Origin of the sequence: Asaia astilbis JCM 15831 (genome assembly GCF_000613845.1) — a bacterium.
GTDB classification, from domain to species: Bacteria; Pseudomonadota; Alphaproteobacteria; order Acetobacterales; family Acetobacteraceae; genus Asaia; species Asaia astilbis.
This window is the reverse complement of sequence record NZ_BAJT01000006.1, coordinates 113,347-133,974: the sequence shown is the minus strand read 5'-3', so window position 1 is coordinate 133,974 and position 20,628 is coordinate 113,347. Positions and strand designations below refer to the sequence as shown.

15 protein-coding genes and 4 pseudogenes are annotated in these 20,628 nt (G+C 59.7%); 14 read left to right on the top strand and 5 right to left on the bottom strand.

Going from position 1 to position 20,628, the window contains the following annotated elements:
* The first annotated feature begins 244 nt into the window (after positions 1 to 244).
* From miaB to JCM15831_RS06110, 11 genes and pseudogenes are all read left to right on the top strand, one after another.
* The gene (miaB, locus tag JCM15831_RS06155) at positions 245 to 1,627 is read left to right on the top strand and encodes a tRNA (N6-isopentenyl adenosine(37)-C2)-methylthiotransferase MiaB (protein WP_025823499.1); all 1,383 of its coding nucleotides are present in this window, start codon (positions 245 to 247) and stop codon (positions 1,625 to 1,627) included.
* A 76-nt stretch (positions 1,628 to 1,703) separates the two neighbouring features.
* Positions 1,704 to 2,791, top strand: a pseudogene (locus JCM15831_RS17085) (PhoH family protein).
* Positions 2,792 to 2,888: 97 nt separating this feature from the next.
* The gene (gene ybeY / locus JCM15831_RS06145; RefSeq protein WP_232228019.1) at positions 2,889 to 3,302 is read left to right on the top strand and encodes an rRNA maturation RNase YbeY; all 414 of its coding nucleotides are present in this window, start codon (positions 2,889 to 2,891) and stop codon (positions 3,300 to 3,302) included.
* The gene (locus JCM15831_RS06140) at positions 3,299 to 4,219 is read left to right on the top strand and encodes a hemolysin family protein (RefSeq protein WP_025823495.1); all 921 of its coding nucleotides are present in this window, start codon (positions 3,299 to 3,301) and stop codon (positions 4,217 to 4,219) included. The genes ybeY and JCM15831_RS06140 overlap by 4 nt, the downstream gene beginning before the upstream one ends.
* A 160-nt stretch (positions 4,220 to 4,379) precedes the next feature.
* Complete coding sequence (locus JCM15831_RS06135; RefSeq protein WP_025823493.1) at positions 4,380 to 4,982, top strand: thioredoxin domain-containing protein; 603 nt, start codon at positions 4,380 to 4,382, stop codon at positions 4,980 to 4,982.
* Between the two features lie 123 nt (positions 4,983 to 5,105).
* Positions 5,106 to 5,797 (top strand): annotated as a pseudogene (locus tag JCM15831_RS20070) (AAA family ATPase); the annotation flags it as partial.
* Positions 5,798 to 5,973: 176 nt separating this feature from the next.
* The gene (locus JCM15831_RS17080; RefSeq protein ID WP_051528350.1) at positions 5,974 to 9,621 is read left to right on the top strand and encodes a coiled-coil domain-containing protein; all 3,648 of its coding nucleotides are present in this window, start codon (positions 5,974 to 5,976) and stop codon (positions 9,619 to 9,621) included.
* A gap of 96 nt (positions 9,622 to 9,717) precedes the next feature.
* Positions 9,718 to 10,434 (top strand): metallophosphoesterase, encoded by a 717-nt coding sequence (locus JCM15831_RS06125; protein WP_035773966.1) that lies wholly within the window; start codon positions 9,718 to 9,720, stop codon positions 10,432 to 10,434.
* Positions 10,427 to 10,729: a chorismate mutase gene (locus JCM15831_RS06120; protein WP_025823489.1), complete on the top strand. Its 303-nt coding sequence runs from the start codon at positions 10,427 to 10,429 to the stop codon at positions 10,727 to 10,729. Before JCM15831_RS06125 ends, JCM15831_RS06120 begins: the two co-directional genes overlap by 8 nt.
* A gap of 15 nt (positions 10,730 to 10,744) precedes the next feature.
* Positions 10,745 to 11,038: a SixA phosphatase family protein gene (locus JCM15831_RS17075; protein ID WP_051528349.1), complete on the top strand. Its 294-nt coding sequence runs from the start codon at positions 10,745 to 10,747 to the stop codon at positions 11,036 to 11,038.
* A gap of 277 nt (positions 11,039 to 11,315) precedes the next feature.
* Positions 11,316 to 12,632, top strand: coding sequence for a citrate synthase (locus JCM15831_RS06110; protein WP_025823485.1), 1,317 nt, complete (start codon positions 11,316 to 11,318; stop codon positions 12,630 to 12,632).
* A 113-nt stretch (positions 12,633 to 12,745) separates the two neighbouring features.
* On the opposite strand, the gene JCM15831_RS20920 is transcribed toward JCM15831_RS06110, so the two are convergent.
* Positions 12,746 to 12,982 carry a hypothetical protein gene (locus JCM15831_RS20920; RefSeq protein ID WP_084490575.1) on the bottom strand — a complete coding sequence of 79 codons (237 nt, stop codon included), beginning with the start codon at positions 12,980 to 12,982 and terminating at the stop codon, positions 12,746 to 12,748.
* Between the two features lie 177 nt (positions 12,983 to 13,159).
* On the opposite strand from JCM15831_RS20920, the gene JCM15831_RS06100 reads away from it, so the two are divergent.
* Complete coding sequence (locus JCM15831_RS06100; RefSeq protein ID WP_025823482.1) at positions 13,160 to 13,957, top strand: orotate phosphoribosyltransferase; 798 nt, start codon at positions 13,160 to 13,162, stop codon at positions 13,955 to 13,957.
* Entirely contained in the window at positions 13,912 to 14,673 is a 762-nt protein-coding gene (locus JCM15831_RS17070; RefSeq protein WP_232228018.1) for a glutamate racemase, read from the top strand. The genes JCM15831_RS06100 and JCM15831_RS17070 overlap by 46 nt, the downstream gene beginning before the upstream one ends.
* A 111-nt stretch (positions 14,674 to 14,784) precedes the next feature.
* On the opposite strand, the pseudogene JCM15831_RS17065 reads toward JCM15831_RS17070, so the two are convergent.
* Positions 14,785 to 15,731: pseudogene (locus JCM15831_RS17065) on the bottom strand (polyprenyl synthetase family protein).
* Between the two features lie 275 nt (positions 15,732 to 16,006).
* Here JCM15831_RS17065 and JCM15831_RS06085 point away from each other — a divergent pair.
* Positions 16,007 to 16,822 (top strand): tRNA1(Val) (adenine(37)-N6)-methyltransferase, encoded by an 816-nt coding sequence (locus tag JCM15831_RS06085; RefSeq protein WP_051528348.1) that lies wholly within the window; start codon positions 16,007 to 16,009, stop codon positions 16,820 to 16,822.
* A 94-nt stretch (positions 16,823 to 16,916) separates the two neighbouring features.
* On the opposite strand, the gene JCM15831_RS06080 is transcribed toward JCM15831_RS06085, so the two are convergent.
* From JCM15831_RS06080 to JCM15831_RS17060, 3 genes and pseudogenes are all read right to left on the bottom strand, one after another.
* Positions 16,917 to 17,942 carry a ribonucleotide-diphosphate reductase subunit beta gene (locus JCM15831_RS06080; RefSeq protein ID WP_025823477.1) on the bottom strand — a complete coding sequence of 342 codons (1,026 nt, stop codon included), beginning with the start codon at positions 17,940 to 17,942 and terminating at the stop codon, positions 16,917 to 16,919.
* Complete coding sequence (locus JCM15831_RS06075; protein ID WP_025823475.1) at positions 17,939 to 18,754, bottom strand: META domain-containing protein; 816 nt, start codon at positions 18,752 to 18,754, stop codon at positions 17,939 to 17,941. Before JCM15831_RS06075 ends, JCM15831_RS06080 begins: the two co-directional genes overlap by 4 nt.
* Positions 18,745 to 20,596: pseudogene (locus tag JCM15831_RS17060) on the bottom strand (ribonucleoside-diphosphate reductase subunit alpha). The gene JCM15831_RS06075 and the pseudogene JCM15831_RS17060 overlap by 10 nt, the downstream one beginning before the upstream one ends.
* Between the last annotated feature and the right edge of the window lie 32 nt (positions 20,597 to 20,628).

Here is a 20,628-nt window from a genome sequence, read left to right as displayed (position 1 = left end):
TCCGGATGCCTGCCGCCAGAGGCAGATCTAGCAACATCCAGACCAATATTAGCCATGCATTCATCGATCCTTTCCGCTACCATGCCGACAGGATCTTCAAAAGCGGGTTTCTTGATCGAGATTTGAGAAGCCTTTCCAGCTCTCTGGAGAGTGCTCTTATTCGGTCCCGCCCGCATTCAAGCGCCCCTGAGGCTAAAGGTAAGGACACGTGACCGTCGAGGCTTTGACAGAGAGCAACTCCCCCATGCAGGGTAACGATGAGAGCCCTGCACGCGGCCTGCACGTCATTACCTGGGGCTGTCAGATGAATGTCTATGACAGCGCGAGAATGACGGACGTTCTCGCGCCGCTCGGTTACCGGGCGGTCAAGACGCCTGAGCAGGCCGAGATGGTCATTCTCAATACCTGTCATATCCGCGAACGTGCCGCCGAAAAGGTCTTTTCCGAACTTGGCCGCCTGCGCAAGATCAGTCAGGAGCGCGAAGCCTCGGGGTTAAGCCGCTCGATCATTGCTGTCGCTGGCTGCGTCGCCCAGGCAGAGGGTGAAGAGATTCTGGCCCGCGCGCCCTATGTCGACATCGTTCTGGGACCGCAGACCTATCATCGCCTGCCAGAAATGGTTGCGCGCGCCGCGCGCGCCGGTGGCGCCGTTATCGACACCGATTTCCCGGTGGAGATGAAGTTCGATTTCCTCCCGCAGGCCGCAGCGCCTCAGGTGGATGGCAATCTCACCGCCTTCCTCACCATTCAGGAAGGATGCGACAAGTTCTGCTCCTTCTGTGTCGTGCCCTATACGCGTGGCGCCGAAACCAGCCGTTCCCTGCCTTCGGTCATCGCTGAAGCACGACGCATGGTGGAAAGCGGCGTGCGCGAGATCACGCTGCTGGGCCAGAACGTCAACGCCTATCATGGCGATGACGGCCAAGGCGGCACGGCAGATTTGCCTGCGCTGGCTTCGGCGCTGGCAGCCCTGCCCGGTCTGGCCCGCATTCGCTACATGACCTCGCATCCTCGGGATATGGATCAGTCGCTGATCGATGCCCATCGCGACAATCCGGCGCTGATGCCCTTCCTGCACCTTCCGGTGCAGTCAGGCTCGGACCGCATTCTCAAAGCGATGAATCGTGGCCATACGGGTGACGAATATCGTGCTATCATTGCGAATCTGCGTGAGGCCTGCCCCGATATTGCCCTGTCTTCCGATTTCATCGTCGGCCATCCCGGCGAGACGGAAGAGGATTTCGAAGCGACGATGCAGCTCGTCCGCGATATCGGCTTCGCTCAGGCCTTCTCATTCAAATATTCGCCTCGTCCCGGCACCCCCGCTGCCGGACAGCCCTTTCAGGTCGAAGAATCCATCAAGGATGCCCGCCTGCAGCGCCTTCAGGCCCTGCTGCGCGAGCAACAGGATGCTTTCAATGCCGACATGGTCGGCCGTACCCTGCCTGTGCTGTTCACCGGACGTGGCCGCAAACCCGGCCAGATCTCCGGGCGTTCCCCCTATCTGCAGCCTGTACATGTCGAAGGTTCCGATGATCTCATCGGGCAGACCGTGCAGGTTGTGATAACCCAGCGTCTGACCAATTCGCTGGCTGGTACACTCTTACGGGAGAGAGTCTGCGCTTGAGCCACCCCACGGCACCCCAGTCGCATCCCGGTTCCGGAATAATGACCGTAACGCCAGACGGCATGCACCGTCTGATATCCCTCCTCAGGAACAAGGTCACCGCACGACAGCGCTGCGCTTTGGCGACAATATTCTGCTCCAGCAGCTTTTAGGCGATCATGATCGACATCTGATCCGCCTCGAGCAGGGTTTCGATGTCCGGCTCACCTGCCGTGGCAATAAGATCGCCATCACAGGCGAAGCCGCTTCGGTGGCGCGTGCCCAGGCAGCGATTACCGCGCTGTATAATCAGCTCGAGCATGGCGGCAAGATCGACGGTCCTGTTGTCGATAGCGTCATTCGGCTCTCGGCCCTTCCCCGTCCCACGCGACCACCGGAAGCCCGCGTTGCGCAAACGCGCCCGTCCACTCCGATCCGTCCGGATGGCGAACACTCAACACCGTTTCAGGATCTTCCGGCGATCCGCACAAAGCGTGGCGCCATTGCTCCGCGCTCACGTGGACAGGCCGCCTATATGGAGATGCTGGCCAAGACCGAACTGACTTTCGGGATCGGTCCGGCGGGGACTGGCAAGACCTATCTCGCTGTTGCGCAAGGCGTCGCCATGCTCCAGGCAGGTCAGGTCGATCGCATCATTCTCTCGCGTCCTGCCGTTGAGGCCGGGGAACGTCTGGGCTTCCTGCCGGGCGATCTGCGTGAGAAAATCGACCTTATCTGCGCCCGCTCTATGACGCACTCAACGACATGCTGCCCGGCGATCAGGTGGCCAGGCGTATGGCGAATGGTGAGATCGAGGTCGCACCGCTCGCCTTCATGCGCGGTCGGACGCTGGCGCATGCCTTTGTCATTCTCGACGAAGCGCAGAACACCACCCCGGCCCAGATGAAGATGTTCCTGACCCGCATGGGACAGGGCGCGCGTATGGTCATTACAGGGGATCTCAGCCAGATCGATCTGCCATCCGGGGTTGCCTCCGGACTGCGCGAAGCTGTCGAGACCCTTGAAGGCCTGCCGGGAATTGGTATTACCCGTTTTGAGTCTGCCGATGTCGTGCGCCACCCGCTCGTGGCCCGCATCGTCGACGCTTATGATCAACGAGTGGCTGCGGCACGGGATTACTCCCGAGGCAGGCCGCGCCGGGAATACAATGGAACCTCGAAGTAGTCTTACCCCATCCGCCGAAGAACCGTCCTCTACACAGAGGGCGGCTTTTCGCTCGAAGCCTGACCTGATCATCACCGATCGGAGATGGCGCGCCAGCGTGCCTGGCCTTGAAGATCGTGTTGCACGCTGTCTCGACGCAAGCCGCCCCTGGCTCGATCGGGACCGGCTTCCCGCTTTCCTGCTGACCGATGACCGCACCGTCAAAGGGCTCAACGCGACCTTCCGCGACAAGAACAAGCCGACCAATGTCCTTACCTTTGACGGAAACGACACATTCGGCGATGGCGACATCGCGCTCGCCTATGAGACCTTGCGTCGGGAATCGATCGCCAGCGGCAAGCGCTTTTCGCATCATGTCTGCCATATGGTCGTGCATGGCCTGCTGCATCTTGCCGGATATGATCATCACCGCCCTGACGAGGCCCGCCTGATGGAAATGACCGAAGCGCGTATCCTGTCGCGCCTGCGTATTCCCAACCCGTGGCGTATGGGCGGGAGGCGCGGCGCATGAGTGAGAGCGACGAGCATCAATCGCGACGCAATAAAGGCCTGTTCGGCATCTTCAACCGCAAGGGACGCGAACAGGGGCTGAGGCTTTCGATCGCGGCCCTTGTGGAAGAGGCCGCCGCCCCCCACCCGGAAACGGGGTCAAGGCCAGAGCTCGACCGTCAGGAACGCGCACTCATCACCAATGTCCTGCATCTGCGCGAGAAAACCGCAGATGACGTGATGGTCCCGCGTGCCGACATCGTCTCGATGTCGGCCGATATCACGCTCAATGAAGCGCTCGATTTCATGCGGCGCGAAAACCATTCACGCGTGCCTGTCTATCGCGAGCATCTCGACAACGTCATTGGCATGATCCACGTCAAGGATCTGATCGCTTATGTTGGCACGTCAGAAGCCTTCGACATCGAACCCCTCCTGCGACAACCCCTTTTGGTTGCCCCGCAGATCCCGGTTCTCGATCTGCTTCTTCAGATGCGTCAACGACGCACCCATTTGGCGCTGGTGATCGATGAATATGGCGGTGTCGACGGGCTCGTCACGATCGAGGATCTGGTTGAGACCATCGTGGGCGATATCTCCGACGAACATGACGAACCGGTCTCGGCCATGATCTCGGAACGTGCGGACGGATCCTTCGATCTGGATGCCCGTCTGCCGGTCGATGAGCTCGAGACACTCATGGGCCCTGTCCTGAGCGACTCAGAGCGCGAGGCCGAGATCGAAACCGTGGGGGGGCTGATCTTTCGCCTCGCCGGACATGTGCCGATCCGGGGTGAGGTCCTAACCCATGAGAGCGGTCTCGTTTTCCGGGTCACCGACGCCGATGCACGGCATATTCGTGGCCTGCGGATGCGTGTGCCTGCTGACTGGGTGCGCAGCGACACGCCCTCGGACAAGAGAGACAGTGACAAGCATTAACAGATAAGGCTCCGGCATCGCCTCCGCGCAATCGGGGCGATAAAGAGAGCGGGAAGCTTCTGCGCAAGAGGGCGTTTCAGGAAACGCCCTCTCCAGACACTTGACGCGCAGACGCCAACAGTCTTCAAAACTTTGACATCATTTAGCGGGAGTGTTCTCAATGTCTTTATACAGACGCAGCTTTCTGGCTGCCATTCCAGCCCTTGCCCTGGCGTCGCAAGCCCGCGCTGAAGACGCCCGTCTGACCCCGCGTACGCTTGGCAATCCTTCGGCTCCGGTCAAGGTCAGCGAATGGTTCTCGCTCACCTGCACGCATTGCGCGCATTTCGAAGAGACGGTCTTTCAGGAAGTCAAAGCCAAGCTGATCGACACGGGCAAGATCTTCTACGTCTATCACGATTTCCCGCTCGATCAGATCGCCCTTCTGGGTGCCATGGTCGCGCGTTCGCTTCCCGCTGATCGCTATGTGCCGTTCGTCAACTCAATGTTGTCGAGCCAGGATCGCTGGGCTTTCGCCCGTGATGTTGACCCCAAGAAGCAGATCCAGCAGATGGCCGCTCTCGCGGGGATTTCGGCAGACCAGTTTGCCAAGATCGATGCCGATGATGCGTTCCGTCAGGCTCTCTCGAGCCAGCAGGACGCCGATCAGGCAAAGTACAACATTGGCGGCACACCGTTCTTCAGATTCAACGACCAGGCCTATAATCAGGAATTGCTGACTTATGCTGCGTTCGAAGAGCAGGTCAAAAAGGCAGGCGGCTGAAATCCTCCCATCTGTCAAAAGCGTGTAGTGGACACATAACCTGCACGCCGATACTTAACGCGACTGGTCTCACCCCTATTCGAGACCTGTCGCGTCACAAATAGAGGACCCCGCTTTTCGCGTATGTCAGCCAAGATCACGCGCCTGCGGATAGCGGGTTTCAAGAGTTTCGCCGATCCCGCCACCATCGATATTCTTCCGGGTCTGACCGGCATCGTCGGGCCGAATGGCTGTGGCAAATCCAATGTTGTCGAAGCCCTTCGCTGGGCCATGGGAGAGAGTTCTGCAAGAGCCCTGCGCGGCGGCGAGCTCGACGATCTCATTTTTGCGGGCACCAGCGCCCGGTCTGCCCGCTCTCTCGCCGAGGTAACGCTCTGGCTCGAAGAGGCAACTGGGCTGGCCCCTGCCCCCTTCTCCGATGCCGATGGGCTTGAAATCTGCGACGCGCGGAACGCGGATCGGGCAGTGACTTCCGCCTCAACGGCCGTGCCTTGCGCGCGCGCGACATCACGACACTCTTCGCCGATCTGTCATCCGGCGCACGAAGCTCGTCCATCGTCAGCCAGAACCGGGTCAGCGCGCTCATCAGCGCCAAGCCGGAAGAGCGCCGCTCCCTTCTGGAAGAGGCCGCCGGGATCACCGGCCTCCACGCGAGACGTCATGATGCAGAACTGAAGCTGCGTCAGGCAGAAGGGAATATGGAGCGCTCGGAAGATCTGAGGCAGCAGATCGATCTCAGGCTTGAGCAACTCGAAGCCCAGTCTACCCAGGCTCGCGCCTATCGCAGTCTGTCCGAAGCCATTCGTGACGACGAACAAACGCTCTCGTGGCTGCTCCATAAACGCGCCGAACTTCTGGTTGAGCGCACGACCCTGGCGCTTCAGGCAGCGAGAAGGAGCGTGACGACTCAGCCGCCTCGGCAAGTCTCGCCGAGCAGGAAAGTGCATCCCAGAAAGAGCGCATTTTCGAGCTGCGCGAAAAGGTTGAGACCTTGCGCGACGCGCGAGACCGACTGCGCGTCATCGCCGAGACTACGCGTGAAGCCTTGTCTCAGGCACGGAGCGCTTCGGAACAGAGCCTCAAGCGCCAGGAGCAGCTTCACGCTGACCGGCAGATCACCCTGACGCGCCTCGAAGAAACGCGCCTGCGACAGGATGCTCTGACTGCAGAGCGTGCGCGTCTCTCAACCCTGCTCGAAACCCTGCCACAGACCGTGCTTGAGCTCACCGAAGCGTTGCAGACGAGCAGCCGGACACTGACCGACGCTGAAAAATCGCGCGCCGAGCTGACTGAGACGCTCAACGCCAAGCGTCTGGTCGCCCAGTCGATCATGGCAGATCGCGAAACAACCGAACGGCGCCTGACGGCCCTCGTCACAGAGGAGCGTCGGCTCTCCGAGGCTCTGACCTCTGTCAAAGGCAATCTGCCCGACGAGGCTCGATTGCAGGCGCTGCAACAGCGTGTGGACCAGAAGCGATCCGAACGCAGCACCCTCGATGAGCGATGCGCGGTCCTTACCCATGATCGACAGGACGCACGAATTGCCCTGTCGCAGGCTGAGCAGGAAACCGCGCGAACAGCAAAAGAAGCCGAGCAGACCCGCAGCGCTCTGGCCCAGCTCGCGACACGAGCTAAAAGCCTCGATACGCAAATTACCTCTCTGGAAGCGGACCTCGAGCGCCTGAAGGCCGCCCATCTGGGCGAGGAAGCGCTCGGAGGCTTTGATCTCAAGGCTGAGGCCCTGAAGACGCGCCGCGATCAGGCACGGCTCGATTCCGAGTCCACACGGACAGCACTAACCCAGTGCGAGCAAGCCCTTGCGCAGGCCGAAGCCGAATCGCGTGGCATTGAACAGCAACGCGCCCTCCTGACGCGCGAGCTCGACCAGGCACTTCAGGCGCAATCTCGCCAGGAAAACCAGCTTGCGAGTTTGGCGGCTCAGCGGAAGACGCTCGATCAGGAGATGCCCGATCAGGCTCTTCTCACCCAAGCCCAGCAAGTCCGAACGGAAACACAGGATAGGGTCGCCTCTTTCCACGAGGAGATCGATGCCCTCACAACCGCACTCAATGTCGCCAAGCGCGACCACGAAGAGGCCGAAAAGGCGCAGCGCAGCGCAACGGCCAATGTTTTGGGGCTTCGGGCGCGTCAGGAGGCGCTCGAGGCCACCAAGCCGGAAGACACGCTTCCCTCACCGCTGATCGACTCTCTCGTGATCCCAGCAGACCTCGAACGGGCTGTTGCGTCTGCTCTTGATGACACGCTCGAAGCCTCTCTCGACGCGACCCAGAATCGGGCATGGACCGCCCTGCCCGATCTCGAGGCCCAGCCTCTGCCCCAGCCGTGCCAGGCACTGCTCTCCTTGATTGACTGTCCCCCCGCCTTACGGCGCTGCCTCGGCGGGATCGGTCTCGTCACGGATGCCGAACTCGGCGCGGCCCTTCAGCCCAAACTCGAACCCGGCCAGTGTCTCGTTACGCGCGAGGGAGCCTTGTGGCGCTGGGACGGTTATCGCGAGGCTGCGAACCTTCCATCGAACGCCCTCAACCGCGTCGCGCATAGTTCGGCTTTACGGGCTCTTGAAGCCGAGATCGCTCAGGCAGAGGCGAAACTTGCGCCCCTCGCCGAGCAGGTCGCAGGGCTTGCGCAGCAGGAACAGGCGTACGGGTCGCAACTGACCTCCTTGCGGGATCGCCTTCACCAGCAGGAAACCGCCCTCGTCGATCTCCGTAACAAGGAAGCCGCGCTTCTCGACCGCCATGCCCGCGTCACTGGCCAGTGCCGTCACCTTGAACAGAGCGTCGAAGAAGCGACAATCCAGCATGATGAGGCCGTCAAACGAGCCGACGCCGCCCGGAGCGCGCTCTCTGCCCTGATAGAAGCCGCCACGCTCACATCGCGCGCTGACACGCTCCGCCAATCCCTCTCCACAGCGCGTCAGGCCGCGCAGATCGCACAGGATCGGGCCCGAACGGCAGAGACGGAGCACGGCACCGCTCAGGAAGAAGCCACCCGCCTGCGCCTGCTGGAAGAGTCGAATACGGCTAAAACGGCCACTCTGACCGACGCTCTGGAAAGAGCCCGGCAGGATCGGGCTGAGCTCGCTACCCAGCGCGAGAGCCTGGAACAGGGCAATCACGACAGACAGCTCGCGTCGTGCCGCGAGGCGGTTGCGACCCAGAAAGCGGCCCTCGTTTCGCTCGAGAGCCAGCTTGCCGAAACACAGCGCCAGCTCGACGCCATCGGTAAGGAAATCGGTGCAGCAAGCCGTGAGCTTCAAGCAGCACGCGACATCAAACTCAGCCTGACAAGCCGCCTCTCGGCGCTAGTCCCCCAGCATGAGGCCGTTCTGAAAGATCTGGAACAGCTACGCGATCACCAGACTCGTCTCCCCGAACCTCTGAACCTCGCCCCTCTTGAAGCTGAGCTTGCGACGGCACTTGAGAGGGTGACCGCACTCCGTGTCGCAGATCTGGAAGCCCGCGACCGTCTCCGTGACGCTGAGACCGCACGAGATCGTGCCGGGCAGGAGCATGACCAACTCAGCCAGCGTCAGAGCGAAAACAACGCGCTGAGCCACGGCCTGAAGGAGGATCTCGCCCGTCTCGACGAGCGTGTCGCGCAGGGCGACGCTGAAATCTTGCGAAACGACGCCGAAAAGACCCGCCTTGAAGGTGTCGCAGGTGAGACGGGATCCTCTCTCGGAGAGGCAGAGGAAGCGTTCTCTCAGGCCGCCACGATGCAGTCGGACATCGAATCTGCCCTCGACCAGCTCGGCAAAACGCGCCAGCAGGAAGAGCAGCGGTGTCATACGGCACGCGAAAACGCGATCCGTTTGCAGGAGCGGCTGACCCAGGCCTGCGCGCAGCTTGAGAAACTTACCGAAGCGCGAAATGGCGTCATGATCGAGCCTGCTCAGGACGTCCCGCTTACGGAACAGAGTGAAACAACGCTCAAACGACGCCTGACCCGAAACCAGAACGAGCGCGAAGCCCTCGGCCCGGTCAATCTTCTCGCCGAAGAAGAGTATACGCAGGCGCGCGCTCAGTCCGATCATCTTGCACGCGAGCACGAAGAGCTGACATCGGCCATTGATCGTCTGCGCGGATCGATCTCCGGGTTGAAAAAAGAGGGTCGAGAACGGTTGCAGGCCGTCTTCGTCGAGGTGGACCGTCACTTTCAGGCGCTGTTCAGCCGGATGTTCAACGGTGGCAAGGCGCATCTGGGTCTCGTTGGGAGTGATGACCCGCTCGAAGCAGGTCTCGAAATCTTCGCGCAGCCCCCGGGAAAGAAGCTCTCGACCCTGTCGCTTCTCTCTGGCGGAGAGCAGGCACTGACCGCCCTGTCGCTGATCTTTGCGACATTCCGCTGCCAGCCTGCCCCTTTATGTATACTGGACGAGGTCGATGCGCCGCTTGACGACGCGAATGTCGAGCGGCTTTGCGGCCTGCTCAAGGAAATGGCTGAGGAATCCCAGACGCGCTTTCTGATCGTGACGCATCACCAGCTCACCATGGCCCATATGGACAGGCTTTTCGGGGTCACCATGCAGGAGCGCGGCGTCAGTCAGATCCTGTCGGTCGATCTTACTCTGGCCGCTTCCTTCGCAGAAAGCGGTTCACTGGCAGTAGCGCCCTGACCCGGAACCGTTATAACCATGTCTTTATTGTGTTTTTCGCTCGATAACGCTCATAGTGTCTGTTCGGCGATTACCTGACACCGAAAGGCCAGACCAATTACATTCTCCCCCCACCTTCTACCCGATCTATCGAGGTTGAGCGCCGGGCGCGGCTTGCGCGTGGTGGGAGATGTGCATGGTGATCTCAACGCTTTCGAGCATGCCGTCGCGACAGACCGTTTCATTATCCAGCTCGGCGATCTGGTGGATCACGGCCCCGATAGTGCCGGAACCCTGCGCCTCATGCTCGATCTGATCGATGACGGGCGTGGTCTGTTCATTCTCGGCAATCACGATCGCAAACTTGGCCGAGCGCTGGAAGGTCGTCGACTGCGACGCGATCCGCCGCTGGAAGAGACCATCCATCAACTCTCCGGCCCGATGCAGGCAGGGTTGCGCGAGCGTGCCTACGAGGCGATAGCAGATGCCCCGGCCTGGATCGTCCATAAAAACCTGATCTTCGTTCACGGTGGCTTTCACACCGACATGCTGATTGAGGCGCCTCCTCCGGCTCTGGGCCAGATGACACCGCTCCTGTCCCGCGCGCTTTTCGGTGAGACAACCGGGCGGATGCAGCCAGATGGCTATCCCGAGCGCCGTCTGCGCTGGATCGACCATATCCCCGATACGCATATCGTGTATTGCGGGCATGACAGACGCTCCACCGATGGCCGCCCCTGGATCAAGGACGGACGCAACGGCGGACGTGCCATTTTCACCGACCTTGGCGCCGGAAAAGGCGGCCATCTTGCCTGGATTGATCTCGATGTCTGACCAAGAAACACTCTCCCTTCTCGAACGGCATCGCCAGAGCATCGATAATATCGATGCCGCGGTCATCCATATGCTGGCTGAGCGATTCCGTCAGACCCAGGCAGTGGGCGAGCTCAAGGCCCGATCCGGCCTTCCTGCTGCCGATCCGTCCCGCGAGGCACGTCAGATCGAACGACTGAGGCAGCTTGCGTCTTCGGCGCGGCTGGACCCCGATTTCGCGGAAAAATTTCTTGCCTTCATCATCCGTGAAGTCATCCGCCACCATGATTCTATCGCAGGGCGCGACCCGCGCTAAATTGGGGAGCGTGCCATGACGTCGCACCATCTTATCCTCGTCAGACACGCTCAGGCCTCGCCAGAGCTGTTTGGCGGCGTCGACCGCGAGCGCGCCCTCACACCGCAGGGCGAGATCGATGCCCAGACCATAGGGGCCAAACTCGCTTCTGTCGGTATCGATTTTTCAGGTGCCCATCTGTGGCACAGCACCGCGCGACGGACCACGCAGACAGCACTCGCCGTGACGGAGCATCTGCCGCCTCCTGTGTGGTACTTGGCCTGGACGCCCTCTATGACCTCGATCTTTACGGCATTCTCGAACTTCTGAGGGAGACGCCGCAATCGCTCGGAACCCTCATTATCATCGGCCATAACCCGGCAATCGCCGAAACGTGTCGTCATCTGGCGAGCGATGCAATCGACGGCCCGATCGCCCGTGAGCTAATGCAGGGATATGAACCGGGTACCGCCACGCTTTTCAACGTCGCATCAGATTGGGCTGGATTGTCGCCCAACACGGCGACACTTGGCACCGTCCTTCGTCCATAGGTTACTTCACCCATACGTTGATTGCCTCACTGAGGCTAACTTCCTAAGGCACGTCCATGGCTGATCACGACACAAACGGATCCACTCCCGAAACGGCAACACTCAGCATTGGCGAGCGCTCTGCCGAATTTCCCATACTCAAAGGCACGCTCGGCCCCGATGTGGTCGATATCCGCAAGCTGACGACCCAGTCGGAGATGTTCTCCTTCGATCCGGGCTATGGGGAGACCGCGTCCTGCCGGAGTGCCATCACCTTCATCGACGGGGACGAAGGTGTCCTGTTACATCGTGGTTATCCGATCGAACAACTTGCCACGGGGGCGAGCTTCACCGAGACAGCCTTCCTGCTGGTCTATGGCGAGCTGCCGAATCAGGCGGATTACGAGCGCTTCCAGCAGGACATCAAGGAGCAGGCTCTGCTTCACGAGCAGATCCGCAATTTCTTCAACGGCTTTCGCCGTGACGCCCATCCGATGGCCATTCTATGCGGCACGGTGGCAGCACTCTCGGCGTTCTATCCCGATGCAGTCGATATCTCGCATGCTGCCTCACGCGATCTCTCTACCCGCCGTCTGATTGCCAAAGTGCCCACCATCGCTGCCTGGGCCTATAAATACACTGTCGGTGAGCCCTTCGTTTATCCGGATAACGAGCTCAGCTTCTCCGAGAACTTTCTGAAGATGCTGTTTGCGCGACCGAACGCGGAATACAAGGTCAATCCGGTTCTCGCCCGAGCGATCGATCGCATCCTGATCCTGCACGCCGATCACGAGCAGAACGCCTCGACATCGACTGTGCGCCTTGTCGGCTCAACCGGCTCAAATCCTTTTGCCTGCATCGCAGCCGGCATCGCTGCCCTGTGGGGACCCGCTCATGGCGGCGCCAATGAGGCCGTGCTCGGCATGCTGACGCAGATCGGCTCACGCGAGAATATTCCGTCGTTTATCGAGCAGGTCAAAGATCGCGAAAGCGGCGTCCGGCTCATGGGCTTCGGCCATCGCGTTTATAAAAACTTCGATCCTCGCGCGAAGATCATGGAGCAGACCTATCACGAGGTCGTCGCCGAACTCGGCCTCAAGCATGACCCGATGTTCGACCTTGCGGCCGAGCTCGAGAAGATTGCCGTCAACGACCCCTATTTCGTTCAGAGACGCCTGTATCCCAATGTCGATTTCTATTCGGGACTCATCCTGAGAGCGATCGGCATCCCGACATCGATGTTCACGGTTCTCTTCGCCGTTGCGCGCACCGTTGGCTGGATCAGCCAGTGGCGGGAAATGATCGAGGAACCCGGACAGCGCATCGGTCGCCCCCGTCAGCTTTATGTTGGCGAGACGCGGCGCGACTTTGTCCCTCTCGACAAGCGCAGCTGAGAGAAAAAAGAGCCGAGACACAAAAAAGGCCGGAGAAACTCTCCGGCCTTTTTATTCAGGATCACCGTTGGGTGATCAGCTATAGAGACGAAGACGCCCTCCTCGCCGAGGGATCAGCAATCGCACCCCGGGGTCGCGCCCTTGTCCTGACGAACGATATGATGATCGATCCATTCAGAAACGAGGCGACGCGCTTCGTTGATAGAGGCTTCAGGATGGTGGATGCGGTAAAGGGTCGTGCATGCCGTAAAAGCCTGAATATCAGGCTGGCCAACATCCCGCAGTTCTTCGTACGCCGTGATGACGGCGCGTTCGCACTTTCGTGAAATGCGGTTGAGATCAACAGTCACGCAAACTGATCCTAGTTGAGAATTATTATCAATTAGGACATTGTAAATCCTTTCCTATCGTAATTGCAAGCATCGCCTATCGACCAATTGTGCGAGGACTTTCTCTTCTTATGTGTCTTACTTTTCTCTCAAAGGCCGGATAATCCTGCACGCACAAAGATTATGGAGTGATAACAGATGGCTCTCAGCAACGAGATCAACGGTGGCACAGTCCGTCAGACACAATGGGACAGGGATGCGGCGCTCACCACGGCGCGGATCCTTCTGGAGATCAAGGCGATCAACTTTCGCCCTGAAGATCCTTACACCCTGACTTCGGGCTGGAAATCGCCCGTTTATATCGATTGCAGAAAGATCATCTTCTTCCCGCGTGCGCGTGCGAAGATCGTTGAGCTGGCTGTCGAAAAAATCGGCCGTCATATCGGCTACGAAAGCATCGACTGCGTCGTTGGCGGCGAAACTGCCGGGATCCCGTTCGCTGCATGGATTGCCGATCGCATGCTCGCGCCGATGGCCTATGTCCGTAAAAAGCCCAAGGGCTTCGGTCGCAACGCCCAGATCGAAGGCGACGTGCCCGAATCGATGCGCACCCTGCTGGTTGAGGATCTGACGACCGATGGTGCGTCGAAGGTCCGCTTCGCCAATGCCCTGCGTTCGGCTGGCGCGATCATCGACCATACCTTTGTCGTCTTCTTCTATGGTGTGTTCCCCGGCGCCCAGAAGACACTGGCTGACATGAACGTGTCCCTGCACTCGCTCTGCACCTGGTGGGACGTTCTCGAGGCCTGCTCTGGCGCCAACTACTTTTCGGAGAAAGACATCCACGAAGTGCGTCGTTTCCTCGAAGACCCCTGTGGCTGGTCCAAGGCCCATGGCGGCGTTGGCAGCGCCGAAGAAGCAGCCGCTCTCAAGGCGAAAGCAGAGCTGATTTGTCCTACACACCGGGGCGCGTTCTGGCTTTCGATTCGGGTATAGGCGGGTTGGGCGTCGTGCAGGCACTGCGTACGACCCTGCCAGACGACACCCTTATCGATTATCTCGCCGATAATGCACTTTTCCCTTATGGCGAGCAGGAAGATTCCCTGCTCGTGGCGCGTATCGTCGCGTTGATGGAAGAGCGCATTACCAGTCTGTGCCCCGATGTCGTGCTTATCGCCTGCAACACCGCCAGCACGCTTGCGCTGGATGCTCTGAGGGCGCGGTTCGAGGTTCCTTTCGTCGGCTGTGTTCCACCGATTCGCTGGGCCGCTCGGATCAGCGAGACGCGCGTCTTCGGGCTTCTGGCGACACGGAGCACAGCCCGACGCCCTTATCTCCGTAGTCTTCGGGACAGCTACGCGTCAGATTGCGAGATGATTGTTCACGGCGCCCGAACGCTTGCCGATCTGGCTGAGCAGGCTTTTCTCGGTCACGCCATCGACGACACTCTGGTTGCGAAGGAACTGCGCCATCTTTTTGACGCGCCAATGGGCGATCGCATCGATACGATCGGGCTCGGTTGCACCCATTATACATTCCTGACAGACGCTTTTCTGCGCGTCTGCCTCCGGGGATCAACTGGCTCGACCCGGCAATCCCTGTTGCCCAGCAGGTCAATCGTGTTCTGGAATCAAGACGCCCCCGACCAGACCGCGACAATCGTGCTGAAACTCTGGCACTCACTGGTCCTGCGACCGACACAGTCGCCCTGAAGCAGGCTGTGACGCGTCTGGGCTATCACAGCATCGACGTCCTGAGCGGCGCTCCAGCACCCTGAAACAGGGCCCATTGCACCGCCCAGGCGTCGAAGACGCGTTTGAGCGCTAGTTGGCGCGGCTCACCGTGTAGGAGGCGGCATCCATCATCAATTGGCGGATCGGGCTTTCGGGGAAAATCGACAAAGCGTCAATCGCGGCATCGGCATAGATCCGTGCACGGTCGAGCGTGGTCTGGATCGCGCCACGACGTCCGATCAGCTCAAGCGCGTGCGGAAGATCTTCTTCGGTCTGCTCGCCCGTCTCAATGACGCGGAGCCAGAAGGCGCGTTCCGCCTCATCCCCTGCCTGATAGGCTGCGAGCACAGGCAGGGTGATCTTGCCCTCGCGCATGTCATCCCCGACGGTCTTGCCCAGAACCAGCTGGTCTGCGGCGTAATCCAGCGCGTCATCGACGAGTTGGAAGGCCATTCCGAGATTGGTGCCGTAAGCCTCCAGCGCCGCTTCCTCGTGTTCGGGACGTTCGGCCACGACGGCACCGACGCGACAGGCTGCCGCAAAAAGAGCTGCCGTCTTGCCGTGGATGACTTCGAGATATTTCTCGATCGGTGTGGAGAGGTCGTTCTGCGTTGCCATCTGCAACACCTCGCCCTCGGCAATCGTTGCCGAGGCCGAGGAGAGAATGGCCATGACCTTGAGCGAGCCATCGGCGGTCATCAGCTGGAAGGAACGGGCAAAAAGGAAGTCGCCCACAAGGACGGAGGCCTTGTTTCCGAATACCGCGTTGGCGGAGGCAAGTCCGCGTCTTAGATTGCTCTCATCCACAACATCGTCATGAAGCAGCGTTGCCGTGTGAATGAACTCCACACACGCCGCCAGACCGACATGACGCTGATTTTCAGCATCGGGCTGGTAGCCGCAGAGTCGCGCCGAGGCGAGCGTCAGCAGTGGGCGTAGTCTCTTGCCTCCCGCTGCAACGAGATGCGCCCCAAGCTGGGGAATCAACGGCACAGGCTCTGCATACGCGCGACGATCTCGCGGTTGCACGCCTCCATGTCATCCTTAAGAAAGGCCGAGAGCGCCTGTAGTGCGGAGCCTTCGCGGTTATCTGGGCTGGCGACGCCACTTGTCTGCTGCGCCTTCGTCTCGGTCAGGCTGTCGGCACCACCCAAGGCAACTCTCCACTTCCTACTTGGCCACTGACGACCCTAATGCAGTATAAGACACAAGCTGGTATTTTATCCCGGCGCAGGAACACACCGAGGCAGAAACCGAACTTCATGAACAACCCAGGCAGACCGGAGGACCAGCCTCTGACAGTGCAAACCATATGAGCGGCACGGCGGCCTCGGTCAACCCGGCCACCCTAAAAGCAGACGCGGCGCTGATGACAGCAACCGAGACAATGGACGGTTATCTGCTCGACAGGAGAGTGCGTTACAAACAATTCATCCAGGGATATCGCACCGGGATCGAGCCCGTTCTGCTGGCGGCTTCCGTTCCCGCACAACCAGGACAGACTGTTCTTGAAGCCGGTTGCGGCGCTGGAGCGGGGCTTTTGTGCCTTACAACGCGTTGCCCCGACATCGACGGTGTCGGGCTCGAAGCCGATGGCGCGACGGCTCAGCTCGCAACAGAAAATTTCGCTGAAAATGGCAAAAGCGGACGCGTCAGGATCGTCCATGGCAGCATCCCGCGCATCCCGCCGACGCTGCGCGCCCTCACCCCCGGGGTAAACGGGCGGTTTCATCACGCCATGGCCAACCCGCCCTGGCACCCGTCAGACCATACCGGAGCTCAGGATGCGAGACGGCGGCTCGCCATGACCATGCCCGAAGGGGGCTGGCACGACTGGATTACGACGCTGTCTCGCTGGGTGCTTCCTGGAGGCAGCCTCAGCCTCGCCTTGCCTGCCTCGGTCGTAGACCGGGCTTGCGAGGCGCTGCGGGACGCTGGGTTTGGCGGGATCGCGCTTTTTCCCTTATGGCCCAAACAGGGACGCAGCTCGAAGATCGTGCTGATGCGCGCGGTTCAGGGAGGGAAAGGTGTCTTCTCCCTGCTACCGGGGCTGGTTCTTCATCGCAATGAAGGCGGTTACACGCCTCAATGCGAGGCCATACTGAGAGACGCTGAGAGACTTTTCTAGGCGCCGATAAGACCACCTCACCCCCGCGCAACTGGGCCGTCGATTGTCAATCTTGAGCCTGTCCCGTCTTTGTTGACGGGACAGGAGACCGGCATCAGGAGGCGAACACGTCCGCCTCGAATGCTTCTTCCCACGATCCTGACGTGGATGCGCGTGAATATTCTGTCGAACGGTTCTCGAAGAAATTCGCATGCTCGACGGCATTGAGCATGTCATCGAGCCAAGGCAGCGGATTTTCCTCGATACCGTAGAACGGATCGAGACCGAGCTGGGTCATGCGACGATCAGCGATGAAACGGATATAGCGCTTCACCTGATCTGCGCTCAGCCCTTCGACATCGCCCATTTCGAAAGCGAGATCGATAAAGGCATCTTCATGCTCGACCGTCGTGGCACAGATATCGGCGAGTTCCTTGCGGAAATCTTCGGTCCAGATCTCACTGTTTTCACGCACGAACGTACGGAAAAGGCGGATCATCGACAGGCAATGCAGGGTCTCGTCACGCACTGACCACGAGACGATCTGGCCCATGCCCTTGAGCTTATTGAAGCGCGGGAAGTTCAGCAGAATCGCAAAGGAAGCGAAAAGCTGGAGCCCTTCCATGAACGCGCCGAAGGCGGCCATGGTCTTGGCGATTTCACGCTTGTTGTTGATGTTGAAGGACTGCATGAAATCATACTTGTCCTTCATCTCCTTGTATTTCAGGAACGCCGAATATTCGGTTTCCGGCATACCGATCGTATCGAGCAGATGCGAATAGGCCGCGATATGAATCGTCTCGATATTCGAGAAGGATGACAGCATCATCAGCACTTCGGTCGGTTTGAAGACCTGGCTGTAATACTTCATGTAAGCCGAGTTCACCTCGACATCCGCCTGCGTGAAGAAACGGAAGATCTGCGTCACGAGATGACGCTCGCCCTCGCTCAGCGTACGGTGCCAGTCCTTCACATCGTCTGCCAGGGGCACTTCCTCAGGCAACCAATGCACGCGCTGCTGGATCAGCCACGCGTCATAAGCCCAAGGATAACGGAAGGGCTTATAGACCGGATTGGCGGTCATGAGGTCGAAATGCTGTTCCTCGGTGGGCTTGGCACCGGGAGTCTGTGTCTCGCTCATTGGCTTTTCCTGTTCTTGATATGCGCTGAGTCTGAGGGATGGACGGGCGCGCCCGTCTTTACAGGGCTCAGCGTCAGCACCGTCTTGCCTTGGGCGTCGGCGAGCAGAAGCGCTCCGCTCTCGAGACGCCACGTGGCGACTTTAGGGGTTGCGGCGAAAACCGCGTCTTCCTGCATCATCCTGTTGCCGAAACAGGCCATGCGTGTCCCGGCGAGGGGGCCGAATTTGAAGGCCTGATCCGTCACCGTCACGCGGCCCATCATGCGGTTGCAGCCGCCCGTACCCGACAAAAACCCATCGGCACGCAAGGTGATGAAAGCCGGAACGGTCGGGTCGGTGGCGGAACCGCCGATCCTGTCGATCTTCCAGTTTCCAACCAGAGCATCAGGAAGCTGAGCTGTGACGGGTTCGACCATGAGATGCGTCTGTTCCGGCACCTTCCCTGTATCGAGATCGGCACTCTTGGTCAGATAAAGCAGTCGATCGCCAGCCCGTATTTCCGAACGAAGCGTATAGCGATGACCTGCCTGCAAGGCCTTCGGATCGTAGGACAGAACATAGGCGAGACCGTTCGGCGTCACGGGAGCGAACACGGTTTTGCTGAGTGTGACCGAGGGCGCGTCAGCAAGGCTGACATCCTCAAGTGTCACTGTCACTCGAGCCTCGGGGGGCAAGTCGGCTTTGCCCTGTATCTCGACCACGCCCCGGATCGTCGCCTTGCCCGCGGCATAACTCGGGCACGTGGCGCTGATCAGAGCGACTGGCGCTGTACCGAGTAGCAGCGAGGACAGAAAAAATGCCTTTACTGACATGACAGGCACTCTTCGTAGCTCGTGGTCGCGGCGGTCTTTTTTGCCGCCTCGGCAAGGTCGGAGCTGTAATCCTCTTCCTCAAGAATATTGTTCTTGAGTGCCATATCGCTCACAGCATCGGCGCGCTGGATGGAGAGAGAGCGGCAGTAATAGAGAGACTTCACGCCGCGCTTCCACGCCAGATAATGGATCTGGTGCAGGTCACGCTTGTGAATATCCGCGGGCAAGAAGACATTGATCGACTGAGCTTGACAGATGAACGAGGCGCGGTCCGCCGCATGCTCGATAACCCAGCGCTGATCGAGCTCGAATGCCGTCTTGTAGACGTCTTTCTCATCCTGAGTCAGGAAGTCCAAATGCTGGACAGAGCCTTGTTCAGCGTGATGGACGACCAGATTGCATCGGTGTTCTTACCCTTCTTCTCAAGCAGCTTGAGAAGATGGCGGTTACGCACCGTGAACGAGCCCGACAGGGTCTTTTGCAGGAACACATTTGCCGAGATCGGCTCGATGCCAGGGCTGGCATTGCCAGCAATGATCGAGATCGACGCTGTCGGCGCGATGGCCATCTTGTTGGAGAAACGCTCCATGAAGCCGTATTCTTCAGCATCAGGGCACGGGCCGAGCAGCTCGGCGAGATGCTTTGACGCGGCATCGGCCTGCGTCTTGATCTGCTGGAAGATACGCTTGTTCCAGACACGCGCCATAACGCTCTCGAACGGGATCTCGCGCGCTTGAAGGAAGGAGTGGAACCCCATCACGCCAAGCCCAACCGAACGTTCGCGCATGGCGGCATAACGGGCGCGTTCCATGTCATCGGGCGCACGGTCAATGAAGTCCTGCAGCACGCGATCGAGGAAGAGCAGCACGTCTTCGACAAATTGCGGCTCGTCCTTCCACTCATCCCATGTTTCGAGATTGAGCGAAGAAAGGCAGCAGACCGCCGTGCGGTTTTTGCATGATGATCGAGGCCGGTCGGCAGGGTAATTTCGGCGCAGAGATTGGACGTCTTAACTTCAAGTCCGGCCAGCTTGTGGTGCTCGGGACGGGCCTTGTTCACATGGTCCGAATAGACAATGTAAGGCTCGCCCTGCTCCATGCGGGCCGTCAGAATACGGATCCAGAGCGAGCGCGCCGAGATGCTGCGGATAACGGACATATCCTTCGGCGAACGCAGACCCCATTCCTCATCTTTCTCAACGGCGCGCATGAAATCGTCGGTAACGAGAACACCGTGGTGAAGATTGAGGGCCTTGCGGTTCGGATCGCCGCCGGTCGGACGGCGCATCTCGACGAATTCCTCGATCTCGGGATGCCAGACAGGCAGATAGACAGCAGCCGATCCACGACGCAGCGACCCCTGAGAGATCGCAAGTGTCAGGCTGTCCATAACCCGGATGAAAGGAATGACCCCTGACGTCTTGCCATTGCGACCGACATTTTCACCAATCGAGCGCAGATTACCCCAGTAGGACCCAATCCCGCCTCCTTTAGAGGCCAGCCAGACGTTTTCGTTCCACAAATCGACGATGCCACGCAGGCTGTCATCTGCTTCGTTCAGGAAGCACGAAATAGGCAGGCCGCGTGTCGTCCCACCATTGGAAAGCACCGGCGTCGCGGGCATGAACCAATGCTTGGAGATATAATCATAGAGACGCTGCGCATGAGCAGCATCGGCACCGTAATAGGAGGCGACGCGGCCAAAAAGATCCTGATAATGCTCTCCGGGCAGGAGATACCGGTTATCGAGCGTCGCCTTGCCGAAATCGGTCAGCAGCGCATCGCGCGAGCGGTCGACACGCACCGGGTGATGACCCTCGAGCTGCACCACGTCGTCGAACATGTCAGGCTCGGCCTCAATCTCCTGCGGGGCGC

Coding starts and splice junctions, on each gene's coding strand:
- JCM15831_RS06110 (WP_025823485.1), top strand. CDS start 11,316: ATGGCTGATCACGACACAAACGGATCCACTCCCGAAACGGCAACACTC.
- JCM15831_RS06080 (WP_025823477.1), bottom strand. CDS start 17,942: ATGAGCGAGACACAGACTCCCGGTGCCAAGCCCACCGAGGAACAGCAT.
- JCM15831_RS06075 (WP_025823475.1), bottom strand. CDS start 18,754: ATGTCAGTAAAGGCATTTTTTCTGTCCTCGCTGCTACTCGGTACAGCG.
- miaB (WP_025823499.1), top strand. CDS start 245: ATGCAGGGTAACGATGAGAGCCCTGCACGCGGCCTGCACGTCATTACC.
- JCM15831_RS17075 (WP_051528349.1), top strand. CDS start 10,745: ATGACGTCGCACCATCTTATCCTCGTCAGACACGCTCAGGCCTCGCCA.
- JCM15831_RS06135 (WP_025823493.1), top strand. CDS start 4,380: ATGTCTTTATACAGACGCAGCTTTCTGGCTGCCATTCCAGCCCTTGCC.
- JCM15831_RS06120 (WP_025823489.1), top strand. CDS start 10,427: ATGTCTGACCAAGAAACACTCTCCCTTCTCGAACGGCATCGCCAGAGC.
- JCM15831_RS06140 (WP_025823495.1), top strand. CDS start 3,299: ATGAGTGAGAGCGACGAGCATCAATCGCGACGCAATAAAGGCCTGTTC.
- JCM15831_RS06085 (WP_051528348.1), top strand. CDS start 16,007: ATGAGCGGCACGGCGGCCTCGGTCAACCCGGCCACCCTAAAAGCAGAC.
- JCM15831_RS06100 (WP_025823482.1), top strand. CDS start 13,160: ATGGCTCTCAGCAACGAGATCAACGGTGGCACAGTCCGTCAGACACAA.